This is a genomic window from Bartonella sp. AP21QHHD (assembly GCF_042196205.1).
GTDB lineage: Bacteria > Pseudomonadota > Alphaproteobacteria > Rhizobiales > Rhizobiaceae > Bartonella.
Window position 1 is genome coordinate 1 of the sequence record NZ_JBHIPT010000057.1, and the last position, 1,979, is coordinate 1,979.

Genomic DNA, 1,979 nt, shown 5'->3' on the forward strand with positions numbered 1-1,979 from the left:
AGAATCACGTCCTGCCGCTGTGATCCCCGCAATCTCATCATCTAAATTAAAACTCAATCCATGCTTTAAAGAATTCCAAAAAGCTTCACTTTGCGTGATTTCGGGATGTTGGGGTGATGTTTCGTACCCTCCAAAATTTTCATATTCATTATCAGGAATACGTCCAATAATTTTTATATCAGGACCAAAGTCTGGTAACGTTTCCCCCCTTAACTTACCATATTCATCATCAGGAATACGTTGAATAATCTTCACGCTAGGACCAAAATTAGGAAAAGACTCTCGATAAGCATTATTATAATGAGGCATAATCTATCCCTTAACAGCTTTATATTTAATACCATTGTGGTTTAAGATAAACTTTGTTCCAGAAGGCAATTTATTAGCTTCTTCTGTATTATTCACTACTGGTGCATTTGCCCAATCCCCTTGTGACATCGGTGAATCTACAAAATATTTATCAGAGATTTCTCGGGGCGTATCTATAGGCTGACCTGTTAATGCGTTGTACAGTTGAAGATCATTATGCCTATTGAAAAAATCAAATGCTGTTTTAATTACTTTTAAAGTCCTCTCCAATCCCTCTTTATCTCGCCCAACATCCAAAGAACCAAACATTGATGATAGTGCCTGACTTTCAAAATTTGATATAGGACCAGTTCCTACTGTTCCGCTAGGACTCATCGATTTTAGATTCTCAAATACCGTCCTTAGAACACCACCTCTAATTCCCTCCAATAATTTGTCTAAGTTGTACCCATCACTTCCACCAGCTTTTTTCGTAAACCACCCCTTAAATCCTGTAGCACTACCTTTTTGAAGGAGGTTAAAAGCAGCTTTCAGATCATTTAATCCAGCTCTCAACTGCTGCTTGGTGGTGAACATATTTTTTATCCTTCTACCCTCCCATTCTTTCTGGGCTTGTAGTTTTTGATTATACTCAAGTTCTTGTGGAGACCTCTTTACCGGTCTCATTTCGCGTTCACCAGTCTCTGGATTGGTATACCATTGAAACCCCTGACTTAACTTAGGAGTATCACCACCTGTTAGCATCGCACTAAGCATTTGAGGATTACGTGCCATAATAGCAGCTTCTTCTTCACTATAGCCTTTGGACTTTAGATACTCGACGGTCTGATTAACCTGTCCTCTTTTTTCTCTTTCCATATCACCACGACGAAGATTCATAGCTGCATTCGCTAAACTTTGTGCTATCGTCCCATCTGATAATGCATAACCAATCCCATAATCTGATAATCTTTGTAAAAACTCAGGACTACGCAAGTAATCCCAAAAACTCTGTTGAGAACCAGTATCTTGGTGAGGAACAGTACTCTGTTGTGGCTGTACAGACTTCTGTGGTTCTACAGATGAAATAGGCTCTGGTAATTGAGACTGCTTTGGTTTCAATGATGCCAAATCTGAAGTTTCAATTGCATTAGGCAAAGGTTCAATACCTAAAGGATTTGGTTGTGAACCAAAGGTCGCTACTGGTAAAGAAGGGACTGAAGACGGTACATACGGTTTTCTGCCTGCCGATCTTAAAGACGAACTTACATCTGGCAAAGGTTCCATATCCTTCGATAAACCTAAAGGATTTGATTGTGAACCAAAAGTTGGTACAGATGAAGAAGGGATTAAATAAGGCAAATTATTTGCCTGTTGTTGTGCATTTTCCATACGTTGATTTTGCATTAGTATACGCGACGCGAATGGGTCCATTGCATACATAGACTTAATTAGTCGTGATAACATGTTATCGTTACTATTTTGCATAACTACCTCACTTTTTTCCTGCAAAATTAGCAATACTAGCTAAAATCCCTATAGCGTTCTTCCAAGGGTCGTTGCCTTGCATCATAGAGGCTGTATTATTATTCGTTGTCGTGCCGTAATTTCTTGCAAAGCCATGACCGGCGTTCATAAGCATATTCAACCTATTCCAGCCGCTATTGTCTTGTTCCAGCCAACGTTCTCTA

Annotated in this window: 1 protein-coding gene and 2 pseudogenes; all 3 read right to left on the minus strand. The window is 39.4% G+C overall.

Annotated features, from left to right (window positions below; all coding sequences use genetic code 11):
* Positions 1–309: pseudogene (locus tag ACFIMC_RS04520) on the minus strand (hypothetical protein); the annotation flags it as partial.
* Positions 310–312: 3 nt separating this feature from the next.
* Positions 313–1,695: a hypothetical protein gene (locus ACFIMC_RS04525; RefSeq protein WP_375680796.1), complete on the minus strand. Its 1,383-nt coding sequence runs from the start codon at positions 1,693–1,695 to the stop codon at positions 313–315.
* Between the two features lie 88 nt (positions 1,696–1,783).
* Positions 1,784–1,979: pseudogene (locus tag ACFIMC_RS04530) on the minus strand (hypothetical protein); the annotation flags it as partial.